General features: G+C 40.3%; 18 protein-coding genes. 14 read left to right on the top strand and 4 right to left on the bottom strand.

What is annotated here, in order from left to right:
• Positions 1–7: 7 nt before the first annotated feature.
• Together mltG and pabC are read right to left on the bottom strand one after the other, a co-directional pair.
• Positions 8–1060 carry an endolytic transglycosylase MltG gene (gene mltG / locus FTU05_RS04085; RefSeq protein WP_180164292.1) on the bottom strand — a complete coding sequence of 351 codons (1053 nt, stop codon included), beginning with the start codon at positions 1058–1060 and terminating at the stop codon, positions 8–10.
• A 1-nt stretch (position 1061) separates the two neighbouring features.
• Positions 1062–1871, bottom strand: a complete 810-nt coding sequence (pabC, locus tag FTU05_RS04080) for an aminodeoxychorismate lyase (protein ID WP_180164290.1) — start codon at positions 1869–1871, stop codon at positions 1062–1064.
• Positions 1872–2032: 161 nt separating this feature from the next.
• Between pabC and FTU05_RS04075 the strand changes: the two genes are divergently transcribed.
• The 8 genes from FTU05_RS04075 to FTU05_RS04040 all read left to right on the top strand — a co-directional run bounded on the left by FTU05_RS04075 (position 2033) and on the right by FTU05_RS04040 (position 10103).
• Positions 2033–3040 (top strand): sulfate ABC transporter substrate-binding protein, encoded by a 1008-nt coding sequence (locus FTU05_RS04075; protein ID WP_180164287.1) that lies wholly within the window; start codon positions 2033–2035, stop codon positions 3038–3040.
• 177 nt (positions 3041–3217) lie between these two features.
• Complete coding sequence (locus FTU05_RS04070) at positions 3218–4231, top strand: sulfate ABC transporter substrate-binding protein (RefSeq protein ID WP_180164285.1); 1014 nt, start codon at positions 3218–3220, stop codon at positions 4229–4231.
• A 33-nt stretch (positions 4232–4264) separates the two neighbouring features.
• On the top strand, positions 4265–4870 hold the full coding sequence (locus tag FTU05_RS04065) for an alpha/beta hydrolase (protein WP_180007628.1): 606 nt from the start codon (positions 4265–4267) through the stop codon (positions 4868–4870).
• An 85-nt stretch (positions 4871–4955) separates the two neighbouring features.
• Positions 4956–5789: a sulfate ABC transporter permease subunit CysT gene (cysT, locus tag FTU05_RS04060; RefSeq protein ID WP_078190342.1), complete on the top strand. Its 834-nt coding sequence runs from the start codon at positions 4956–4958 to the stop codon at positions 5787–5789.
• Positions 5786–6673, top strand: coding sequence for a sulfate ABC transporter permease subunit CysW (gene cysW, locus FTU05_RS04055; protein ID WP_180164283.1), 888 nt, complete (start codon positions 5786–5788; stop codon positions 6671–6673). The genes cysT and cysW overlap by 4 nt, the downstream gene beginning before the upstream one ends.
• An 11-nt stretch (positions 6674–6684) precedes the next feature.
• Entirely contained in the window at positions 6685–7746 is a 1062-nt protein-coding gene (locus tag FTU05_RS04050; protein ID WP_111883965.1) for a sulfate/molybdate ABC transporter ATP-binding protein, read from the top strand.
• A 55-nt stretch (positions 7747–7801) separates the two neighbouring features.
• On the top strand, positions 7802–8725 hold the full coding sequence (locus tag FTU05_RS04045) for a CysB family HTH-type transcriptional regulator (protein WP_078192020.1): 924 nt from the start codon (positions 7802–7804) through the stop codon (positions 8723–8725).
• Between the two features lie 163 nt (positions 8726–8888).
• Entirely contained in the window at positions 8889–10103 is a 1215-nt protein-coding gene (locus tag FTU05_RS04040; protein ID WP_257230080.1) for an OmpP1/FadL family transporter, read from the top strand.
• A gap of 57 nt (positions 10104–10160) precedes the next feature.
• Here the strand turns inward: FTU05_RS04040 and carO are convergent, their stop codons facing one another.
• Positions 10161–10871: an ornithine uptake porin CarO gene (gene carO, locus FTU05_RS04035; protein ID WP_180164281.1), complete on the bottom strand. Its 711-nt coding sequence runs from the start codon at positions 10869–10871 to the stop codon at positions 10161–10163.
• A 375-nt stretch (positions 10872–11246) separates the two neighbouring features.
• On the opposite strand from carO, the gene dapD reads away from it, so the two are divergent.
• The 5 genes from dapD (at position 11247) to FTU05_RS04010 (ending at position 14608) form a co-directional block, all read left to right on the top strand.
• Positions 11247–12068 carry a 2,3,4,5-tetrahydropyridine-2,6-dicarboxylate N-succinyltransferase gene (gene dapD / locus FTU05_RS04030; protein ID WP_078190347.1) on the top strand — a complete coding sequence of 274 codons (822 nt, stop codon included), beginning with the start codon at positions 11247–11249 and terminating at the stop codon, positions 12066–12068.
• A 113-nt stretch (positions 12069–12181) separates the two neighbouring features.
• Positions 12182–12892 carry a 7-carboxy-7-deazaguanine synthase QueE gene (gene queE, locus FTU05_RS04025; RefSeq protein ID WP_180111169.1) on the top strand — a complete coding sequence of 237 codons (711 nt, stop codon included), beginning with the start codon at positions 12182–12184 and terminating at the stop codon, positions 12890–12892.
• Positions 12893–12921: 29 nt separating this feature from the next.
• Positions 12922–13593 (top strand): 7-cyano-7-deazaguanine synthase QueC, encoded by a 672-nt coding sequence (queC, locus tag FTU05_RS04020; RefSeq protein ID WP_180022497.1) that lies wholly within the window; start codon positions 12922–12924, stop codon positions 13591–13593.
• A gap of 13 nt (positions 13594–13606) precedes the next feature.
• Positions 13607–14014, top strand: a complete 408-nt coding sequence (locus FTU05_RS04015) for a hypothetical protein (RefSeq protein ID WP_078190350.1) — start codon at positions 13607–13609, stop codon at positions 14012–14014.
• Positions 14015–14149: 135 nt separating this feature from the next.
• On the top strand, positions 14150–14608 hold the full coding sequence (locus tag FTU05_RS04010; RefSeq protein ID WP_111883962.1) for a peroxiredoxin: 459 nt from the start codon (positions 14150–14152) through the stop codon (positions 14606–14608).
• Between the two features lie 59 nt (positions 14609–14667).
• On the opposite strand, the gene FTU05_RS04005 is transcribed toward FTU05_RS04010, so the two are convergent.
• Positions 14668–15267: a LysE/ArgO family amino acid transporter gene (locus FTU05_RS04005; protein WP_168378045.1), complete on the bottom strand. Its 600-nt coding sequence runs from the start codon at positions 15265–15267 to the stop codon at positions 14668–14670.
• 138 nt (positions 15268–15405) lie between these two features.
• Between FTU05_RS04005 and FTU05_RS04000 the strand changes: the two genes are divergently transcribed.
• Positions 15406–16293 carry a LysR family transcriptional regulator ArgP gene (locus tag FTU05_RS04000; protein ID WP_180164279.1) on the top strand — a complete coding sequence of 296 codons (888 nt, stop codon included), beginning with the start codon at positions 15406–15408 and terminating at the stop codon, positions 16291–16293.
• The last annotated feature ends 8 nt before the right edge of the window (positions 16294–16301 follow it).

The raw sequence follows: 16301 nt of genomic DNA, 5'->3' as shown, positions 1-16301 counted from the left end.
TCACTCCTTAGTTTTTCGCACGAATTACAGATAAATATTCTTGTACCGCGCGGTTATGGTCTTGCAAATTACTGCTAAATTTATGGCCGCCATTTCCTGTTGCAACAAAATATATATTGTTAGATGAATCAGGATGCATCGCGGCTTCAATTGCTTTTTGACTCGGCAAAGCAATCGGTGTTGGTGGTAAACCATTAATCGTGTAAGTGTTATAGGCTGTTGGTGTACGTAAGTCCTGACGCGTAATATTACCGTTGTACTTATCGCCCATACCGTAAATCACAGTTGGATCTGTTTGCAAACGCATCCCTTGTTTGAGACGACGCACAAATACACCAGACACTTGTTCAAGCTCACTATCAATACTGGTTTCTTTTTCAATAATCGACGCCATGATCAAGGCTTCATATTTATCTTTATACGGTAAATTTTGAGCTCGATTGTTCCAAGCCTGATCTAAGGCTTTGATTTGTCGGTTATACAAATCCTTCAAAATTTTGCGATCAGACTCACCTTTGGCAAAGAAATACGTATTCGGAGCAAATAAACCCTCTGGGTGTGAATATGGAATACCCAGTTCCTGCAAAATCTTTGAATAAGGCAGATTGCTAATGTCATGCGTTACCAATGGGTCATTTTTTAAAGCATCAATGAGTTGCTTAAATGTCGTCCCTTCAATCACTAAAATACGATTCATTTGCGCATTTTCAGAATTCGAAATCAACTCCATAACTTCTCGTACACTCATACCTTCATGAATTTCATACACACCTGCTTTTAAGGTGTCATTGATCATGAACTTTTGGTACAACTTCAAAATAATAGGAAAATTAACTTGTTTCTCTTTGGCCAGTCGGTCAATAAATCCTGAATAGGTATCCCCTGCACCAATCGCCAACATTTGCTTTTTGCCTTCCACAGGATAGGCTTTAAACAAACTCGACCACAGTAAGATCGCCACAAGTACAACGATACCAAGTAGCACAACCAAACATGCTTTAAATGGAAAACCTGCTTTGGCAGATTTTTTCTTATTTGTTTTTTTAGACACGGTGGACATATTAACGAATCTGACTTAATTGAAGTGTTCGGAAAAGTTCAATACAAGCTTGAACATCTAACTCAACTCCATTCAGAGTTGATGCAATTTTCATGGGACTTAAGGCATTACAGAAAAAAACACTCTGAAAATGCGTAATTTCATCCATATTGACGTGACGTTGAGTACATGGAATCTGAAGCTGCTGCATCCGTTTTAAAATTTCTGCACGCATGACACCATGCACGCCATTATAACGAAGTTCGGGTGTAATCCATCCTTCATTTGTGCGAATAAAACAATTACTGCTCACACCTTCAACAACTGTACCTTGCACATCCGTAACCAAAGCTTCGCCCCATGGGGTTTGATCCAACTCTGCTTTGAGCATGACTTGTTCTAATCGATTTAAGGACTTTAAGCCCACCAAACTTGGCATGGTTAACCCAATAGCTTGATGTAATACACCACTTTCGACAGTTTCGTACTCAAAATCTGCAACGGTTTTGGGGTAATAAAACACCCAAACATCTGCTGGGTGCTCAGGTAAACTATAGCCACGCTGACCAATACCACGACTCAACACAATTTTTAAAGTGCCATTGACGATATCTTGTTTACGTAACAATTTTAAAGTGTCTTCAATAAGGTTTAAATCTGCATTTAGCTTTAATCGCTCATTGCTCAGTTTTAATCGTGCAATATGCAAAGCTAAAAGTTCTATTTGTCCTTGGCGAATACGTGCCGTGCTAAAACAGCCATCGCCATAGTGAAAGGCTCGATCAAGTAAATTAACTTGTTCTATTTGCTGCGCATTTTTAAAACACTGCATACGTCGTCATCCCAATTACATCACTTTATTTTAAAAAATAATCGCTCAGCATATATTTCTTTTTTGTTCATATTAAATTCTTTTTTAATTATTTTTTCTGCATAAAAACTACAGATATTCTTGCCTCATCCAACAAAACATGTATAAAAATTGAGGACAACATGAATCTATCGAAATTAAAACTTGGGGTTTTGGCTGCATTCATTTCTGCCACAGCATTTAGTGCATCTGCCAAAGATTTCTTAAATGTGTCATATGATCCAACCCGTGAATTGTATGACAACTTCAATAAAGACTTTAGTGTTTACTGGAAAAAAACCACAGGCCAAGACATTAACTTTAAACAATCTCATGGTGGCTCAGGCAAACAGGCTCGTGCAGTTATTGATGGTCTAGATGCAGATGTCGTTACGTTGGCTTTGGCTGCAGATATTGATGAAATTGCTGCACGTGGTTTAGTTGCAAAAGACTGGCAAAAAAAATTCCCACAAAACTCAACGCCATATACATCGACTATTGTGTTCTTAGTGCATAAAGGCAATCCGAAAGGCATTAAAGACTGGGGCGATTTAATTAAACCGGGTGTCGACATTATTACCCCGAACCCAAAAACATCGGGTGGTGCACGCTGGAACTATCTAGCAGCGTGGGCTTGGGCAAAACATCAAGCAGGTGGTAATGATGCAAAAGCCCAAGAATTTGTCCGTCAAATTTATAAGCAAACCAAAGTCCTCGACTCAGGCGCACGTGGTGCAACAACTACATTCGCAGAACGTGGTATTGGTGACGTGTTATTGGCTTGGGAAAATGAAGCACATTTGGCAGTTCGTGAACAGCCGGGTAAGTTTGAGATTGTGACCCCTTCACTTTCTATCTTGGCCGAGCCGCCTGTTGCGATTGTAGAAAAAAATGCCAAGAAAGATGGCAATGAAAATTTAGCCAAAGCGTATTTAAATTATCTGTACTCACCTGCAGGTCAAACCATTGCTGCACAGAACTTTTATCGTCCACGTAATGCTGCGGTACTAGCAAAATATAAAACCGTCTTTAAACCTTTAAAATTAGTGACTATTGATAAAGAGTTTGGCGGTTGGAGCAAAGTGCAGAAAAAGCATTTTGAAAATGGTGGCGTCTTTGACCAAATCGTGAAGACCAATAATTCAAAATAATGCTTTAAATAGCGAAAAGCATCTTCCTTTCGCATAAGGTCGATGCTTTTTTTTTCGTAGATACGTCTGTTATCTTTTTTATTCATATAAAATTCGTTTTTAATTATTTTTTATGCATAAAGATTGGCGCTATTCTTCACCCATATTACAGATAAAGTAAAAATTATTGAGGTTCACATGAGTATTTCCGCAAAGTTAAAATTGGGTGTTCTTGCTGCAGTCATTTCGACGGTTTCTTTTGGCGCAGCTGCGAAAGATTTTTTAAACGTATCTTACGACCCAACGCGTGAACTCTATGAAAGTGTGAATAAAGACTTCAGCAAATATTGGGAAAGCCGTACAGGTCAAAAAATTAATTTTAAACAATCTCATGGTGGTTCAGGCAAACAAGCGCGTGCAGTCATTGATGGCTTAGATGCCGATGTAGTGACTTTAGCACTTGCAGCAGATATTGATGTGATTGCAGAAAAAGCCAAACTTTTACCTGCAGATTGGCAGAAGAAACTTCCACAAAACTCAACGCCATATACCTCAACGATTGTATTCTTAGTCCGTAAAGGCAACCCCAAAGCAGTTAAAGATTGGGGCGATCTAGTTAAACCAGGCGTGGGTATTATCACCCCAAACCCGAAAACCTCAGGCGGTGCACGTTGGAACTATTTAGCTGCATGGGCTTGGGCAAAACATCAAGCGGGTGGTAATGATACAACGGCTCAAGAATTTGTCCGTAAAATTTATAAAAACACCAAAGTGCTCGATTCAGGCGCACGTGGTTCGACTACGACCTTTGCTGAACGTGGTATTGGTGATGTATTGCTGGCTTGGGAAAATGAAGCACATTTAGTGATTCGTGAACAACCGGGTAAGTTTGAAATTGTGACCCCTTCACTTTCAATTTTAGCTGAGCCACCTGTTGCTGTTCTAGAAAAGAATGCGGAGAAAAAAGGCAATCTTTATTTAGCCAAAGGCTATTTAAACTTCCTTTATTCACCACGTGGTCAGCAAATCGCAGCTCAGAACTTTTACCGTCCACGTAACGCTACAACGCTTGCACAATACGCATCAGTCTTTAAGCCACTTAAACTCGTAACCATTGATAAAGAATTTGGTGGTTGGGATAAAGTTCAAAAAGCACACTTTGAAAATGGTGGCGTGTTTGACCAAATCGTTAAAGCCAACAACGGAAAATAAAACCAGTCATTGGCTGAATTAGGAGAACTTGACATGACACATACAGTAATTGTCCCGGGTGTAGGTGGTAGTGAACACGCACATTGGCAATCTTGGTTACAACGTCAGCTCATGTCTAGCTCTCGTGTTCAGCAAAAAGATTGGAATCACCCTGTACTAAAAGACTGGATTAAACAATTTGTTCAAACCGTACGACCTCTACAGGGTGAAATTCAAATTGTGGCGCATAGCTTTGGTTGTTTGACCACAGTGGCAGCATTGGCCTTGTATCCAGAACTTAATAAAAAAATCAAAAATTTAGTTTTGGTTGCGCCAGCCAATCCAGCACGCTTTGGAGAAAACGGCTTTGCACGCGACAGTACAACGGATTACAAAGCATTTTTTCATCAGCTGAGTATTCGTGTGCCGACAACGATGTTGATTAGTGAAAATGATCCTTGGCTTGGCTTTGAAGATGCAAAACAACTTGCTGATGCTTGGAAGCTTTACCCTGTGAATATGGGTGCTGTGGGTCACATTAATGTTGCATCAGGTTTTGGACCGTTTCCTGAAATTTTCAATTACTTAATTTCAGAAAACCACATGAAACATATCAGCTTTACTGATGAAAACAAGTATTTATTTCAATTTGCTTTTTAAGTACTGAGCATTAAGCTTGTCGCAAAATCATTTATTCAATTTTGCTGACCTTTTAAGTCAGCTTTTCTCATTTTGAGGAGTCATCATGTCGCAGCGATCCCGAGTGCTGCCAGGATTTGGTCTTTCTCTAGGCTTTACCCTAGCGTATTTATCCTTAATTGTGCTCATTCCCCTTTCGGCCGTATTTATTAAATCTTTAGGTATCGGTTGGGATGGACTATGGGAAATTTTAAGCTCAGAACGTATTTTAAAATCGTTACAACTGAGTTTTAGTGCCGCCATTATTGCTGCGTTAGTCAATGTGGTTTTTGGTTTGCTCTTAGCATGGTGTTTGGTTCGTTATACCTTCCCGGGTAAACGTATTGTCGATGCATTGGTTGATTTACCTTTTGCATTGCCAACTGCCGTTGCGGGTATTGCATTGACTTCGTTATATGCACCGACTGGTTGGATAGGTCAGTACCTTGAACCCATTGGCATTAAAGTCGCATATACCCCGATCGGTATTACCTTGGCCCTCATCTTTATTGGTATTCCTTTTGTGGTTCGCACTGTACAGCCTGTACTGAGTGATCTAGAAACTGAACTTGAAGAAGCAGCTTCGGCACTGGGCGCAAACCGCTTTCAGATCGTGACCAAAGTGATCTTACCTATTCTATTTCCTGCGCTGTTAACAGGTTTTGCTTTGGCCTTTGCACGCGGTGTGGGTGAGTATGGTTCGGTGATTTTTATCGCAGGTAACCAACCCTTCAAAACTGAAATTGCGCCATTGATGATCATCTCTCGCCTTGAAGAATATGATTATGCAGGTGCGACCACGATTGCGGTTGTGATGCTGGTGATTTCTTTTGCCATTTTATTCTTAATTAACTTGGTTCAAGCATGGGCAAGTCGCCGTACAGGGAGAACTGCACGATGAATACGAACAGTAATGCGCTTGCGGAAAAATTACAGTCGCGTGATGCAACGCGTGAACCGACATGGGTACGCTATACACTGATAGTGATTGCTTTAATTTTCTTCTTAAGCTGCCTGATTCTGCCATTGGTTTTGGTTTTCGTTGAAGCCTTTAAACAAGGTGTTGGCGTTTACTTCCAAGCACTGGTTCATCCAGATACATTATCAGCAGTAAAACTTACGTTACTGACAGCTGTGATTGCCGTACCGTTGAACGTCGTCTTTGGTGTAGCTGCGGCATGGTCTGTTGCCAAGTTTAATTTTCGTGGTAAATCTATTTTAACCACGATTATTGATATGCCATTTTCAGTCTCTCCAGTTATTGCTGGCTTAATGTTGGTATTGATTTTTGGTACTCAAGGTTGGTTAGGCGGCTGGCTGATGGATAACGACATCAAAATTTTATATGCCGTTCCAGCCATTGTCCTTGCTACTGTGTTTATTACCGTTCCTTTTGTGGCACGTGAGTTGATTCCATTAATGGAAGCTCAAGGGACTGAGGAAGAAGAAGCAGCTATCGTCTTGGGTGCTTCAGGCTGGCAGACCTTCTGGAAAGTGACACTTCCAAATATCAAATGGGGCTTAATCTACGGCGTGATTCTCTGTAATGCACGTGCAATGGGTGAGTTTGGTGCTGTTTCTGTAGTTTCAGGTCACATTCGTGGCGAAACCAACACCTTACCGCTACACGTAGAAATCCTTTATAACGAATATACCTTTAGTGCTGCTTTTGCTGTGTCTTCACTATTAGCGCTCTTGGCGATTGTGACCCTGATTTTAAAAACATGGGTTGAACTACGTCAGGAACGACAAGACAAGCGTAAAGAAGATTCACAAGTTTCTTAAGGAATGACCTCATGAGTATTCAAGTAAAAAATATTGAAAAACACTTTGGTGCATTCCATGCACTTAAAAATATCTCTTTAGATTTCCCTGATGGCCAGCTCGTTGCGCTGCTTGGCCCATCAGGCTGTGGCAAAACCACCCTGCTCCGTATCATTGCAGGACTTGAATCTGCCGATAGCGGTCAAGTCATTCTAGAAGGTGAAGATGCCACTAAAGTTCATGTCCGTGAACGTGAAGTTGGTTTTGTATTCCAACATTATGCACTGTTCCGTCATATGACCGTATTTGACAACATTGCTTTTGGTTTACGTGTACGCCCACGTGCAACACGCCCATCTGAAGCCGAGATCAAAAAACGGGTTACTCGTTTGCTTGATCTTGTTCAGCTTGGTTTCTTGGCTGACCGTTACCCAGCTCAGCTTTCAGGTGGTCAACGTCAACGTATTGCCTTAGCACGTGCATTAGCGGTTGAGCCGCGTGTGTTATTACTGGATGAACCTTTTGGTGCATTGGATGCCAAAGTTCGTAAAGAATTACGCCGCTGGTTACGTACCTTGCATGACGAACTCCACATTACCTCTATTTTCGTGACCCATGACCAAGAAGAAGCGCTTGAAGTGGCCGATCAAATCATTGTGATGAATAAAGGCAACGTAGAACAGATTGGCTCGCCACGTGAAGTTTATGAAAAACCTGCAACACCGTTTGTATTTGACTTTTTAGGTCAAGCCAACCGTTTTGAAGGTCAAAATAGCAATGGCCTTATTCAAATTGGTGAAGACCGAATTTTGTTGCCACAAAATGCCAATGCACCGCAAGGCAATGTCATTGCCTTTGCTCGTCCGGATGAACTGCGTATTCATGCACAGCCGCAAGAAAATGCCATCCAAGCGACTTTTGTACGTGAGCTTTGGATTGCAGGTAAAGTCATTGCTGAACTGCATGACCGCCAAGGCAATCTGATCGAAATTTCATTAACGGCTGATGAAGCGAAAGCGCATCAATTCCGCCCAAATCAAACGGTATGGTTAAGTGCAACAAACTTGCATTTATTTGAAAATCAAGTTGCATAAAACAAAAAGTTGGGGCCGTCACAAGCCCCACTTGCTTTTAAGGTAAAATAAAATTATGAATTTCCAACAATTAAGAATTATTCGAGAAACCGTACGTCAGAATTTTAATTTAACAGAAGCATCTGCTGCACTTTACACTTCGCAGTCAGGCGTGAGTAAACACATCAAAGATCTAGAAGATGAACTTGGTGTACAGCTGTTCATCCGTAAAGGTAAACGTTTACTCGGTTTAACCGAACCAGGCCAGTCATTATTGGGTATCGTTGAACGCATGCTTGTAGATGCAGACAATATTAAACGTCTAGCAGATGACTTCAACAAAGTAGATGAAGGGACATTGACGATTGCGACCACACATACGCAAGCACGTTATGTCTTGCCGCCGATTGTGAACCAATTTAAAAAAGAATTTCCAAAAGTTCATCTAATTTTGCAACAAGCAAGCCCTATTGAAATTACAGAAATGCTCCTTCAAGGTGAAGCGGATATCGGGATCGCAACCGAATCATTAACCAATGAAGATAACCTTGCAAGCGTGCCTTACTACAACTGGCAACACAGCATCATTACGCCTAAAGAGCATCCACTGACCCAAAAATCAAATATCACCATTGAAGATTTATCGAACTATCCAATTATTACCTATCACGGTGGTTTTACAGGTCGTTCAAAAATTGATAAAGCCTTTGAAGATTCAGGCTTTGATGTTGATATCGTGATGTCCGCACTTGATGCAGACGTTATTAAAACCTATGTTGAACTTAATATGGGAGTGGGTATTGTCAACGATGTGGCATATGACCCAGAACGTGACTACCGTTTAAAACAAATTCCAACCGATATTTTCGGGGTCAATACCACTTGGATTGCTGTTCGCAAAGGACATTTACTACGCGGTTATGGCTATGAGTTTATTTCTTTATGCTCACCAGATGCTGACATCAAAGCGTTGAAAAAAGTCGCTTACCCAGAAGACTGATATCCCAATTGACGAATTAAAGAGGACACCTGCTGTCCTCTTTTTTTTGGTAAACACATATTTTATCTAGGTTTTCTTGGCTTTATTTTTAATTGTGATTAAAATACATCCAACACAATAAAAATTAAAACTTCATTACTTCCGACCCATAAGCCAGGACTTTATGAAAAATCAATTCGTCGCAGTGGCAGTCGGTATCGTCTGCCCCATACAAATCATGTATGCAGCAGGGATAGAAAACTCAGATCAATCGATCTCGGCCTTTCTTGAACCCGGAAATTATACTGAAGTCAGTTTCGCTTATGTCGATGCTCAAGTTGACGGTAAAGTTCTGAATCAAGGCTTAATTAGTGAATTGGGCATCACTGATTTTTCTACAGGGAATCTCGCCCATCAACAATTTTCTGGGAAATTTGCACTTAAAATTCAACCGCATGAAAATATTTCTGCGGGGGTGATTTATGAACAACCTTTTCATACTGATATCAATTATCAATATAGTCCTCGCTTACCAGATAGCTCAAATATCGATATTGAAAGCGCCGATATTAACTTTAGAACGCATAACCTAACTGGACTGGTAGGCTATCAACCCAATAATAGTTGGAATATTTATAGCGGTTTAAGCCTACAAACATTTAAAGGTGATTTAAAAATTTCTGGGCAACAATATGCTGCTCTCAATGGCTATCATGTTTATTTAAAACAAGATGAAGCGATCGGCTGGCTGCTCGGTTTCAGTTATCAAATTCCTGAATACGCACTTAAAACCAGCCTAACCTATCGTTCAAAAATCAAACATGACAATAAAACATCTGAATCGACTTTGTATTCAAATGGTCCTTTTCAGTTAGTCCCTGACATCCATACATCCATTCAAACGCCACAAAGCGTCAATTTTGAATTTCAAACAGCCATTAGCCCATACAATGTTGTATATGGCACAGTTCGGTGGATTAATTGGAAAGATTTCAACATTCAGCCACCGCAGTTTAATGCCGTGCTTCAATACGCAGCACTCGATCCACAATACCGTGATTTAGCGGATATCCAATTGGTGGAATATCAAAAAGATCAATGGTCAGGTAAATTGGGTATTGCACATCAATTGAATCCAAGTTGGCTGGCCGCTGCAGAATTTATTTGGGATAACGGGACAGGAAATGCAGCGTCTACCTTAAACCCGAGTGATGGCTATCGAGGTTTAGGCTTAGGTGTGATGCACAAATTTAACCCGAAAAATTTTCTAGCGACTGGCCTGTATTATATGAAGCTCTCAAAACCATCGAATACAGAAACATCGCATATTTCAGGTCTTGCCAGTGTCTCAGACAATGATGCCATGATCTATGGTTTGAAATTTGGTCACAGATTTTAAACGCATTCTAAAAATAAAAAAACGAGCCGAAGCTCGTTTTTTTATTTCAGTAAGAACTTACCAATGGTAGCTCACACCTACTTTACCTACTGGAAGCCATTCGTATTTGTCATCTTGTTCGATGCTACGTTCATGGTCAGCAAGTAATTCGCGGTCAGCAGGAGTACCACCAACAGCCGTTAATTTTGCAGTTGGGTTACCAGTGTAATAAGCACCTACTTCACCAAATACGCCCCAGTTTTTATTCAATTTTGGTGCAAAACCAAGACCTAGGTATGGTGCGATATCGTTATCGTAAGACACTTTACCGTTTAGACGATCGAAAGAAGTTTCTTTACCATCGATTTCGATTTCACCGCTTTTCGCTGTAGATTTCAAACCATATTCAGTGTCGATATAACCTACACCCGCAGCAACATAAAGCCCTTGAGCCCATGGATTAGCACTTGCACCCCAAGGACGTACTTCTGCATTTAAGTAACCAACTTTGTTATCCATATCCATGTCGTATTTTACGCCATCTACAGATAAGTCATCTGACCATGAAATATCACCACCGTTATAACCTAAAGCAAGGCCGACGTATGGGTTCGCAGTCCAAAGTAACGCACCACCATAACCAGTCGTACCCACTTCTAGACGAGCGCCAGTTGGGATAAGTTGGTTTTGATCAAATGCATAGCCATCATGAACTACAGAGGTATCTGCCATTGCAGTACCTGCAGCAGTAAGTAGAGCAGCTACTGTTAATAAACGTAATGATTTCATGAGTTTCTCCTCAAAATAAACTGTTATTCAGATTTCTACAGTCTTGTTATATGGCACATGTTAAAAGGAAACACAGCTCAACATTTATGCAAATTTACTGATTTTTTGTTAACTTTTGATACATTTAGATTTTAATATTGATTAATAAAGAGTTTTTGTTTGAATTTTTTAAACATAATAATGATGCTTTAAAACAATTCTGTATATTTTGCGTATTTTTTATACAAATTTTATAAAAGTGCTACATCCATCACCCTTAGTTTCTTGTTTTTAGCGCTTGCTTAATAATTAATTCCGATCCTAGGCCGATTTACCATCTATTTTTGACTCGATTTAGTGTAAAATCTTTGAAAATTTTTTTCTGGATGGAAGAACATGTCTCAGCTTTCAACAATCATTGAACAAGCGTTTGAAGACCGTGCTAATTTCACTGCAGCTGACTGTCCTGCTGAAGTACGTGCAGCAGTAGAAGAAGTAATCGCTGGCCTAGATAACGGTACATTACGTGTTGCTGAAAAAATTGATGGTGAATGGATTGTTCATCAATGGGTGAAAAAAGCCGTTTTGCTTTCATTCAAATTGAACGACAACAAACCAATGGAAGCTTGTGACTTACGCTTCTATGACAAAGTTGACACTAAGTTCTCTGACTGGACTGAAGAACAATTTAAAGCTGCTGGTGTACGTGTAGTACCACCTGCTGTAGCACGTAAAGGTTCTTTCCAAGCAAAAAATGTTGTATTGATGCCTTCATATGTCAATATTGGTGCATATGTTGACGAAGGTACGATGGTTGATACATGGGCAACTGTTGGTTCATGTGCTCAAATTGGTAAAAACGTTCACTTATCTGGTGGCGTTGGTATTGGTGGCGTTCTTGAACCACTTCAAGCGAATCCAACAATCATTGAAGACAACTGCTTTATCGGCGCGCGTTCTGAAATCGTTGAAGGTGTGATCGTAGAAGAAGGTTCTGTGATTTCAATGGGCGTATTCATTGGTCAATCGACTAAGATTTATGACCGTGAAACTGGCGAAATCCATTACGGTCGTGTTCCTGCGGGTTCTGTTGTTGTTTCTGGCAGCTTGCCGTCTAAATGTGGTAAATACAGCCTATACGCTGCTGTAATCGTGAAAAAAGTTGACGCGAAAACTCGTGCGAAAACAAGCTTGAACGAATTATTACGCGAAGACTAAGTCTTTATTTCAGCGGAGCATTCGTGTTCCGTGGAGCTTCTATCGCTCCTCGTCTCTACGGTTAGCAATGATCGTAGAGATTTTTTGTTTTTTTATATCTGGTTAATTTTGTTATGAGTACCCTTCGATCTTCCGCTATTCCTGTTTCTGATCCGTCTGCGGGTTTACGTATTACGGAGATTTTTTATTCATTGCAAGGTGAAGCCAATACCGCAGGTTTGCCTACGGTCTTTATCCGCTTGACGGGCTGTCCGTTACGTTGCACTTATTGTGATACGACCTATTCGTTTGAAGGTGGTGAACGCCAATCATTAGAAGAAATTATTCAAACCACTTTAGATTTTAAAACCCCTTATATTTGCGTGACGGGTGGTGAGCCGCTTGCTCAACCGAACGCCCTTCCCCTCATGACTCGTCTGGCCGATTTAGGCTGCGAAGTCTCTTTAGAAACCAGTGGTGCTTTAGATGTGTCTAAAGTTGACCCACGTGTTTCAAAGGTTATGGATTTAAAAACCCCGACATCGGGTGAAGTTGCACGAAACTTGCTTAGCAACTTCGACCATTTAACAGCGCATGATCAAATCAAATTTGTGATTTGTAATCGTGAAGACTATGAATGGTCAAAACAGCAAGTTGAGCGCTATAAACTAAACGAAAAAGTTAGCACCATTTGGTTCTCTCCGGCCTTTGCCGTTGAAAAAGGTGCTGTTCGTTTGCCTCAGCTTGCACGTGATTTAGCACAATGGATTTTAGAAGACCATCTCCCTGTTCGCTTCCAATTGCAATTACATAAATTGCTTTGGAACGATGAAACTGGTCGTTAAGTTTTAAAGAATTATTTGGAGTAATGCATATGCGCCCTCGTGCCATAGTTTTATTGTCTGGCGGCTTAGACTCAACCACTTGTTTAGCTTGGGCTCAAGCACGTTATGAATGTATTGCCTTAAGTTTTATGTATGGTCAACGTTCTACGACAGAACTGGATGCTGCTCGTGAGTTAACTGAGCAGGCTGGTGTAGAACATCGTGTCATTAATATCGATTTAGGTAACTTAGGTGGCTCTGCGTTAACTGACCATAGCATTGAAGTTCCTGATCATGAACAAGCCGGTATTCCTGTAACTTATGTACCAGCGCGTAACACGATTTTCTTGTCATATGCTTTAGCTGCGGCGGAAGTTTTTGGTGCAGAAGCGATTGTCATTGGTATTAATGCAGTTGATTACTCAGGCTATCCAGACTGTCGTCCAGAGTTTATCGAAGCATTTGCCAACATGGCTCGCCTTGCAACAAAGGTTGGCGTTGAAGGAAAACCACTTAAATTTGAAACACCTCTGTTACATTTATCCAAAGCAAATATCATTCGCTTAGGTATAGAACATGGCGTAGACTACAGTCAAACGGTGTCTTGCTATCAAGCAGATGACCAAGGTCGTGCTTGCGGTAAATGCGATAGCTGCCGTCTTCGTAAACAAGGTTTCGTTGACGCAGGTGTTGAAGATCCGACACGTTACATACCGAAATAACAAGGTAGGGTTTATGAAAAATTTAAAATCAAACATTATTCTTTCTGCTGCTTTCTCTGCGGCTGCATTGTTTGCTTCAGTTGCACACGCTGACAACGACAAGCTTCAACAAGCATATAAGAGCACTAACGTAAAATCTTCGTTAATTAATGTTTGTAAAGAAGAAACTGGCAAAGGTAAAAAACTAACTGCCGCTGAAGTTAGCAAATACTGTACTTGTGCTGTTGAAGCAGATGGTCGTTTAACCAATGCTCAAAAATGGGAAATCCAAAGCACAATCAACCAGAAGAAAAGCCCTGCAACACTCGCTTTTGTTCAAAAACAAAATAAAGACCTTCAAGCATGTTTCGGTCCTCAGTTAACAGGTAAATTAAAAACCTTAACTGAAGAAGCAATGAAATCTGCTCAAGCGAAAAAATAATTTTTCGCCTCAAAAAAGCCTGCAAATGCAGGCTTTTTTATTGCTTTAAGTTCAAAGTAAATTCTGTATGATGGTCATATTTCACATACTTTGTTTAAGCCCGTTTAGGGATAAGACATGAAAAAGGAAATCTTCATGACTGAAATTAGCTTACCAAATCAAACCTTCCCAACCACCTCAGGTGAAGTCAACCTTGCAGAACTCAACAATGACTGGCTGATTGTTTACTTCTACCCTAAAGATTCAACACCGGGATGCACAACGCAAGCTATAGGGTTTTCATGCTTAAAAGATCAGTTTGATGCGCTTAATACACCAATCTACGGCATTTCTCGTGACTCGGTTAAAGCCCATCAAAACTTCACTGAAAAGCAAAATCTAAGCATTGATTTAATCAGTGATAAAGAAGAAGTGCTATGTCAGCATTTTGATGTAATTAAAGAAAAAAATATGTATGGCAAAAAGGTCATGGGCATCGAACGCTCAACCTTTATTTTCCATCATGGCAAGCTGGTAAAAGAATATCGTAAAGTCAAAGCTGCAGGCCATGCAGAACAAGTCTTAGAAGATTTAAAAGCATTACAAGCAGCATAAAAGTAATGATTTGAGCCTGCTCCTTTAGGAATGGGCTCAAATTTAATGAGGACATATAACTAGAGCAATAATGAAATTGCAATTCCCCACATCACAACGCCAATAATAAAGTCTAAAACTTTCCATGCCTTTGCACTTTGGAAGAGCGGTAATAAATAGCGCGCGCCAAATCCGAGGACAAAGAAAAATACCCATGAAGCTGTAATTGCCCCAATCGCAAAATATACTGCTGTCGATTCAAACTTCGTGGAAATAGACCCAATCAGCACAACCGTATCGAGATATACATGTGGATTTAACCATGTTAAAGCCAAGCAAATCAGTACCAACTTCAATAATTTTGTTTCATTCTTCTCACTGGGCGCTAAACTGCTCGAAGTTTTAAAGGCTTGCAGAAAATGCTGTGCTCCATAAACTGCTAAAAACGTTGCGCCCAAATATTTCGCTCCACTCACAATTTCCGGATGACTTTCAACCAATTGAGAGAATCCGAGCACACCTAGTAAGATGAGTATCGAATCAGAAGCAGCACAAATAGCGCAAAGCCAAAAGACATACTGCTTTTTTAACCCTTGCTTGAGAATAAACGCATTTTGCGCACCAATCGCGATAATTAGGCTAAATCCAACTGCGAGCCCTTGCATATAACTGTGCAACATTTTTGACTACACTTTCAAAGCTTTAAATGAATGTTGCTATTATCTAAGCTTATTGCTAAAAATAAGTATTTATAAATAAATATCAATATAACTGAGTTTTTCTTAGTTTATAAAATTTCTAATGCTTATAGGTGACTCATGTTACAAAGCAAACATAGTGAAGCTTTTCTTGCGGTTGCTGAAACAGGAAGCTTTGAACAAGCAGCACTGCGTTTAAACATTACGGCATCTGCGGTCACGCTCAGGCTGCAAACCTTAGAAAAGAAATTAGGTCATGTGCTCATTGTACGTGAACGACCCTGCCGCCCAACACTCGCAGGCCAATCTTTATTGCATTATCTACAACACAGCAAATTACTAGAACATAATTTTCTGCAAAATCTAACAGGACAAACGGCGAATGCTTTCTATCAAGTCAATATTGCAACCAATGCTGACTCACTTGCGACATGGCTGCTTCCGCTACTCAAAGATCTCTTAATTGAAGAAAAAATCGTGATTCATTTTCAGGTCGATGATCAGTCACAAACACATCATTTATTAGAAGCAGGACTAGTCAATGCCTGTGTCACAACAGAATCGGAAGCCATGAAAGGCTGCATTGCAGAATATCTAGGGGAAATGCATTATCGCTTTGTAGCAACCCCTGATTTTATCCAAAGATGGTTCGGTCAAGGTGTGACGCGAAATGCGTTAAGGGCTGCGCCTGCACTGATTTTTAATGAGAAGGATGACCTGCATACGCAATCGATTCAGAAAAATTTCGGGCTCAATCCTTCACAATATCCGCATCATTTCATTCCCTCTTCAACTGCATTTTTTGATGCCATTACGATGGGCTTGGGCTATGGATGGTTACCCGACTATCAAAGCAAAGACTTATTAGCAGCGGGAAAATTGATAGAGCTTTCAACAGAACTCAGTATTGATTTAGCCTTGTATTGGCATCATTGGAACCAACAATCAATTCAATTACAGAAAATAACTGCTTTTATGCTACAACACACCAAAGATCATATGTGTTGAAGCCAGCA

It is taken from the genome of Acinetobacter sp. YH12049 (genome assembly GCF_013419875.1).
Lineage (GTDB): Bacteria > Pseudomonadota > Gammaproteobacteria > Pseudomonadales > Moraxellaceae > Acinetobacter > Acinetobacter amyesii.
The sequence above is the reverse complement of the archived record's forward strand: the minus strand, read 5'-3'. Positions and strand labels throughout refer to the sequence as shown.